Source organism: Xylophilus sp. ASV27, from assembly GCF_016428875.1.
Lineage (GTDB): Bacteria > Pseudomonadota > Gammaproteobacteria > Burkholderiales > Burkholderiaceae_C > Xylophilus.
Map to the genome: position 1 here is coordinate 48,362 of NZ_JAELTO010000016.1, position 6,354 is coordinate 54,715.

Genomic DNA, 6,354 nt, shown 5'->3' on the forward strand with positions numbered 1-6,354 from the left:
AGCGGGCAGTATCCACCACGGCGCAGCAAGCCGCGTGCCGCAAGCCAGCTCAGGCAACGCAGGGCTGGGTCAGCACCACCATCGAATGCGCCGGCAGCAGGTGCTGCTCACCCGCATGCCAGGGCGTGATGTCGGCCACGCCGCCGGCCTCGGGGGCGGCCAGGGGCTGGCCGTCGGGGGTGGCGGTGTCGATGCGCGGCGTCCAGCCTCCGGGCGCGGCGGCGGCCTCGGGCACGGTGAAGCTGGCTTCCTCGGACGAGGCATTGATCAGCAGCAGCAGCGAGTCGCCGTCGAGCCTGCCGCCATCCTCGCCCACCAGCGCGGTGCGGGCGCCGTCGAGCAGCGCGGCCACACAGCGCACGTCGGGCTGGGCCCATTCCGCCTGGGTCATCTCCTGGCCCCAGACGCTGTACCAGGCCAGGTCCTTGCGGCCGTCGGCGTCGGCCTCGCCGCTGAAGAAGCGGGTGCGCTGCAGCACCGGCAGGCTCTTGCGCAGGGCCACCAGGCGGCGCACGCAGGCCTGCAGCGGATCGTCGCGCCGCGGCGGCGACCAGTCGAACCAGCTGATGGCGTTGTCCTGGCAGTAGCCGTTGTTGTTGCCGCCCTGGGTGCGGCCCATTTCGTCGCCGCCGAGCAGCAGCGGCACGCCCTGCGACATGAACAGCGTGGTGAGCAGGTTGCGCTTCTGCCGCTCGCGCAGCGCCAGGATGGCGGCGTCCTCGCTCGGGCCTTCGGCGCCGCAGTTCCAGCTGCGGTTGTGGTTCTCGCCGTCGCGGTTGTCCTCGCCGTTGGCGTCGTTGTGCTTCTCGTCGTAGCTCACCAGATCCTGCAGCGTGAAGCCATCGTGCACGGTGACGATGTTGACGCTGGCCTGCGGGCCGCGGCGCGAACCGCCGTAGATGTCGGCCGACCCGCACAAGCGCGCCGCGAATTCCTGCAGCACACCATCCTCGCCGCGCCAGAAGTCGCGCACCGCATCGCGATAGCGGCCGTTCCACTCGGCCCAGGGCGCGGGAAAGCCGCCGACCTGGTAGCCGCCGGGCCCGAGGTCCCAGGGCTCGGCGATCAGCTTGACGCCGGCGAGCACCGGGTCCTGCTGCACCGCGCACAGGAAGGCCGAGCGCTGGTCGAAGTCGACGGCCGAGCGCCCGAGCGTGGTGGCCAGATCGAAGCGGAAGCCGTCCACATGCATCTCCTGCACCCAGTAGCGCAGGCTGTCCATCACCAGGCGCAGCACCAGCGGACTGCTGCTGTCCAGGGTGTTGCCGGTGCCGGTGAAGTCGGTGCAGAAGCGCCGGTCCTCCGGCTGCAGGCGGTAGTAGCCGGCGTGGTCTATGCCCTTGAAGCTGAGCGTGGGCCCCAGGTGGTTGCCCTCGGCCGTATGGTTGTAGACCACGTCCAGGATCACCTCGATGCCGGCGGCATGCAGCGCGCGCACCATCTGCTTGAATTCGGCCACCGCATCGCCGCTGGCGCTGTAGCGCGGCTCGGGCGCGAAGAAGCCCAGGCTGTTGTAGCCCCAGTAGTTGGCCAGCCCGGCCTGCACCAGCCGCTCGTCGTCGATGAAGGCGTGCACCGGCAGCAGCTCGACCGCGGTCACGCCCAGGCGCTGCAGGTGGGCGATGGCCGCTTCCGACCCCAGTCCGGCGTAGCTGCCGCGCAGCGCCTGCGGCACGTCCGGGTGCTGCTGCGTGAAGCCCTTGACGTGGACCTCGTAGAACACCGTCTCGCTCCAGGGCCGCGCCGGCGGTGCGTCCGCGCCCCAGTCGAAGGCGGTGTCCACCACGAGCGACTTGGGCGCCGCCGCGGCATTGTCGGTGTCGTCGAAGGCGAAATCCTCCTCCTCCGTGCCCGGGATGTAGCCGCACTGCTCGGACGCGCCGAGCACGCGCCGGTCGATGGCGCGCGCATAGGGGTCGAGCAGCAGCTTGTTCGGGTTGAAGCGCAGGCCCTCCTCGGGCTGATACGGGCCGTGCACACGGTAGCCGTAGCGCGTTCCGGGCGCGCAGCCGCGCAGGTAGATGTGCCAGATGTCGCCGGTGCGGTCGGCCATGTCGAAGCGCGCGGTCTCGGTGCTGCCGTCCTCCGCGTAGAGGCACAGCTCCACGCGCTCCGCGGGCACGGAATGCAGAGCGAAATGGGTGCCGGCGCCATCCCAATGCGCCCCCAGGCGCAGCGGGGAGCCGCGCTGAACGGACAAGGGCGATGCCGCCGGGGCGGCCGGACTCTGCTGCGGGTCACTCATGTGCTCATGCCTTTCGTCAGGTAGGTCTTGGCCGGCGGCGCCGCGGGCGGCGTGCGCAGCGGCGCGGCAGGCAGGGCGGGCGCGAGCTCCAGTCCTTCGAGCACGCCGCCCGGTTGCTTGCCCAGTGGCGCGAAGGCCGGCGCGCGCTGGCGCGAGAAATAGCCGCTAGGCACCACCACGATGCCGCTGGCCGTGACGTGGAAGCGCCTGCGGTCGGTTTCCGGATCGAAGCCGATGCGCTCGCCTGGCGGAATGTCGTTGTCGGTGTCGATGATGGCGCGGCGCACCATGGCGCCGCGGCCGAGCACCGAGCGCTCCATGACGATGCAATGCTGCAGGTGCACGTCGCGGTGCACCGTGACGGCGCGGCGCAGCATGGCATGGTCGAGCCGCGCGCCATCGACGATGCAGCCCGAGCCGACGACCGAGCGGTGGATGACGCCGTTCTCGATCTGTGCCGACTCCGAGGGGTCGTGGCTCGCATAGATCGGCCACTGGCGGTTGGTCATGCGGAACTTCGGGGTCGTGCCCAGCGTGTCGAAGTGGGCATCGAAATAGGCGTCTATGGTGCCGACGTCGCGCCAGTAGCCGGGCTCCTCGTAGGGCGCGATGCCGGGGATCACGTTGGTGGCGAAGTCGTAGGCGAGCAGCCGGTGGCTGCCCACCATCTGCGGCAGGATGTGCTTGCCGAAGTCGCTCTCGCCGGTGGCGTGGGCGCGGTTGAGCGCCTCCAGCAGCACCTCGGCGTTGAAGATGTAGTTGCCCATGGAGGCCAGCGCGAAACCCTCGCGCCCGGGCATGGAGGGCGTGCTGCGCGGCTTTTCCTTGAAGTCGGTGACGCGCAGATCGGCGTCCACCTCCACCACGCCGAACTGGTCGCAGTGCTCCAGCCGCACCGGCAGCGTGGCCACGCTCACGTCGGCGCCGGTGCGGCGGTGGAAGTCGATCATCTGGCGCACGTCCATGCGGTAGATGTGATCGGCGCCGAACACCGCCACGATGTCGGGCTGGAAGCTCTCGATCAGGTGGATGTTCTGGTAGACCGCATCGGCCGTGCCCTGGAACCACTCCGGGCCGTTGCGCATCTGCGGCGGCACCACGGTCACGAAATGGTCGGGGCCGAAGCGCGGCATGGTCCAGGCGGTGCGCACGTGCTCGATCAGCGATTGCGACTTGTACTGCACCAGCAGGTAGATCGAGAAGATCTCGGAGTTGATCAGGTTCGACAGCACGAAGTCGACCACCCGGTGCTTGCCGTTGAAGGGCACGGCCGGCTTGCAGCGGTCGCTGGTGAGCGGATGCAGGCGCGAGCCTTCTCCGCCGGCCATGACGAAGGCCAGAACCTTGCGGTTACGGATGGACATGGCCGGCTCCTGAGGAGGACGGCGCGGCCGCATCGGCGCCGTCCGAGAAGAACATCACCGACAGCGGCGGCAGCACCAGTTGCAGGCTGTGCGCATGGTGGCCGCAGGGCCGGGCCTCGGCCAGGACGCCGCCCAGGTTGCCGCAGCCGCTGCCGCCGTAGACCAGTGCGTCGCCGTTGAGCAGTTCGCGCCAACGGCCCGCGCGCGGCACGCCCACGCGCAGGCCCGGCACCGGCGCGGGCGTGAAGTTGCAGAGCACCAGCACGTCGCCCTGCGCGCCCGGCCCGGCGTGGCGGAAGAAGGCCAGCGCGGTGGCGGGCTCGGCCTCGGTCGGCGCCCAGGAGAAGCCTTCGGCGTCGAAGTCGCGCCGGTGCAGTGCAGGCCAGGCGCGGTACAGGCGGTTCAGGTCCGCCACCCAGCGCGCCACGCCGGCATGGCGCGGCACGGCCCATTCGTGCCAGTCCAGCGTGCGCTCGTGGTGCCACTCCTCGGTCTGGCCGAACTCGCCGCCCATGAACAGCAGTTTCTTGCCCGGGTGGCCCCACATGAAGCCATAGAGCGCGCGCAGCCCGGCCGCGCGCTGCCAGTCGTCGCCCGGCTGGCGTCCCCACAGGCTGCCCTTGCCGTAGACCACCTCGTCGTGCGAGAGCGGCAGCACGAAGTTCTCGTTGAAGGCGTACACGAACGAGAAGCACAGTTCGTCGCGGTGGTACTCGCGGTAGAAGTGCGGCCGCTTGGCATAGCGCAGCGTGTCGTTCATCCAGCCCATGTTCCACTTCATGCCGAAGCCCAGGCCGGCGTGCTCCACCGGCCGCGACACGCCGCACCAACTGGAGGATTCCTCGGCCACCATGTGCACGTCCGGGAAGGCGGCATAGACGGCGATGTTGAGCTGGCGCAGGAATTCCACCGCCTGCAGGTTCTGGTTGCCGCCATCCTCGTTGGTGGCCGACTGGCCCGGCTCGCGCCCGAAATCCAGGTACAGCAGCGAGGCCACCGCATCCACGCGCAGTCCGTCGAAGTGGTAGTGCTGCAGCCAGAACAGCGCATTGCCGATGAGGAAGTCGCGCACCTCGAAGCGGCCGTAGTTGAAGATCAGGCTGTTCCACTGCGGATGGAAGCCGCGCCGCGGGTCTTCGTGCTCGTACAGGCAGGTGCCGTCGAAGCGGCCCAGGCCGTGGGCGTCGCTCGGGAAGTGCGAGGGCACCCAGTCCAGCAGCACGCCGATGCCGTGCTGGTGCAGGGTGTCGACCAGCGCCATCAGGTCCTGCGGGCTGCCGTAGCGCGCGCTGGGCGCGAAGTAGCTGGTGATCTGGTAGCCCCAGGAGCCATAGAACGGGTGTTCGGCCACCGGCATCAGTTCGACGTGGGTGAAGCCCATGGTCTCGCAGTGCGCGGCCAGGCGGCGGCCGAGTTCGGCGTAGTTGAGGTAGCTGCCGTCGTCTGCGCGCTGCCAGGAGCCCAGGTGCACCTCGTAGATCGACATCGGCGCATCCAGCGCCTGGCGCGTGCCGCGCTGCGCCATCCAGGCGCCGTCGCCCCAGGCGTAGTCCAGCGTGGCGATCTGCGAGGCGGTGCGCGGCGGGCACTCGGCGCGAAAGGCATAGGGGTCGGCCTTGTCGAAGGACGGGCCCTCCTGGGGCTGGATGCGGTATTTGTAGTACTGGCCCGGCACCGCGCCCTCGACGAAGCCGTGCCAGCGCCCGCTGCCGTCGGCCGCGGGCTCCAGCGCCTGCGGGTGCCAGCCGTTGAAGTCGCCGATCACCGCCACGCCGCGCGCATTCGGCGCCCAGACCGCAAAGCGGGTGCCGCGCGCGTCGGCATGCGCGCCCAGGGTACCGAAGGCCAGATGATGGGGTGCCGCATGGAGCGCCGGCTGCGGGGCGGAGGCCGGCCCGGACGCGCCCCTGGTGGCAAGGCGCTGTGGCGTGGTGGAGCGGGACGTCATGGGCATTCCCAAACCTTGAGGAAAGAAACGGCCGGAGAATCGGCCGCGGCCCAGTGTCCCGGGCGCGGCGGCAAAAAGGCGACGGACGTCATATCCAGCAGGTGTAGGTGGGCGCCGACAGTTCCGCAACTAGCGTGCCAACCGACGTTCCACACGCCAAAAACTATCAAAAAGATAGCATAAATCCCAGCATCTACCTGGGCTACATGCACTTTTTACTGAGAATCGGGCGCCGCGCCGTCCGTCAGGCGCGCGATCGCCTGCCCGGCCACGGCCGCCAGCAGGGAGGCCGGCACGCGCTCGGGCGCGATCTCGGCCAGGGGCACGAGCACGAAGGCGCGCTGCTCCATGCGCGGGTGCGGCACGGTGAGTCCGGGCAGGTCGATGCGGCTCTCGCCGTACAACAGCAGATCCAGGTCCAGCGTGCGCGGCGCGTTGCGGTAGGGACGCTCGCGGCCGGCGGCCTGTTCGATGGATTGCAGCGCCTGCAGCAGGGCCAGCGGCGGCAGGCTGGTGGCGATCGCGGCGACGGCGTTGAGGTAGTCCGGGCCGCTGGAGTCGACCGGCGCGCTGCGGTAGAGCGAGGAATGCCGCAGCAGCCGGGTCTGCGGCAGCGCGGCCAGCGCGGCGAAGGCCCCGCGCACGGTGGCGGCGGCGTCGCCCAGGTTGGCGCCCAGGGCGATGAAAGCGGTGACCGGGACCGTCACGCCCTAGTCTTGTGCCTGTCTCTTATACACATCTAAAAGGGGGGGGGGGGGGGGGGGGGGGGGGGGGGGGGGGGGGGGGGGGGGGGGGGG

The 6,354-nt window shown here is 70.1% G+C and carries 3 protein-coding genes and 1 pseudogene; all 4 read right to left on the reverse strand.

Annotation, left to right across the window (positions count from 1 at the left end):
- Positions 1–49 precede the first annotated feature (49 nt).
- The 4 genes and pseudogenes from glgX to folK all read right to left on the reverse strand — a co-directional run bounded on the left by glgX (position 50) and on the right by folK (position 6,264).
- Positions 50–2,245, reverse strand: a complete 2,196-nt coding sequence (glgX, locus tag JHD63_RS05675) for a glycogen debranching protein GlgX (RefSeq protein WP_198969773.1) — start codon at positions 2,243–2,245, stop codon at positions 50–52.
- 125 nt (positions 2,246–2,370) lie between these two features.
- Positions 2,371–3,609, reverse strand: a pseudogene (locus JHD63_RS05680) (glucose-1-phosphate adenylyltransferase); the annotation flags it as partial.
- Positions 3,596–5,557 carry a 1,4-alpha-glucan branching protein GlgB gene (gene glgB / locus JHD63_RS05685; protein WP_198969775.1) on the reverse strand — a complete coding sequence of 654 codons (1,962 nt, stop codon included), beginning with the start codon at positions 5,555–5,557 and terminating at the stop codon, positions 3,596–3,598. The pseudogene JHD63_RS05680 and the gene glgB, both read right to left, overlap by 14 nt.
- Before the next feature lie 215 nt (positions 5,558–5,772).
- On the reverse strand, positions 5,773–6,264 hold the full coding sequence (gene folK, locus JHD63_RS05690) for a 2-amino-4-hydroxy-6-hydroxymethyldihydropteridine diphosphokinase (protein ID WP_198969776.1): 492 nt from the start codon (positions 6,262–6,264) through the stop codon (positions 5,773–5,775).
- Positions 6,265–6,354: the final 90 nt, after the last annotated feature.

Bases quoted from the DNA above. Each gene is read 5' to 3' on its own strand.
- glgX (WP_198969773.1), bottom strand. From the start codon at position 2,245: ATGAGTGACCCGCAGCAGAGTCCGGCCGCCCCGGCGGCATCGCCCTTG.
- glgB (WP_198969775.1), bottom strand. From the start codon at position 5,557: ATGACGTCCCGCTCCACCACGCCACAGCGCCTTGCCACCAGGGGCGCG.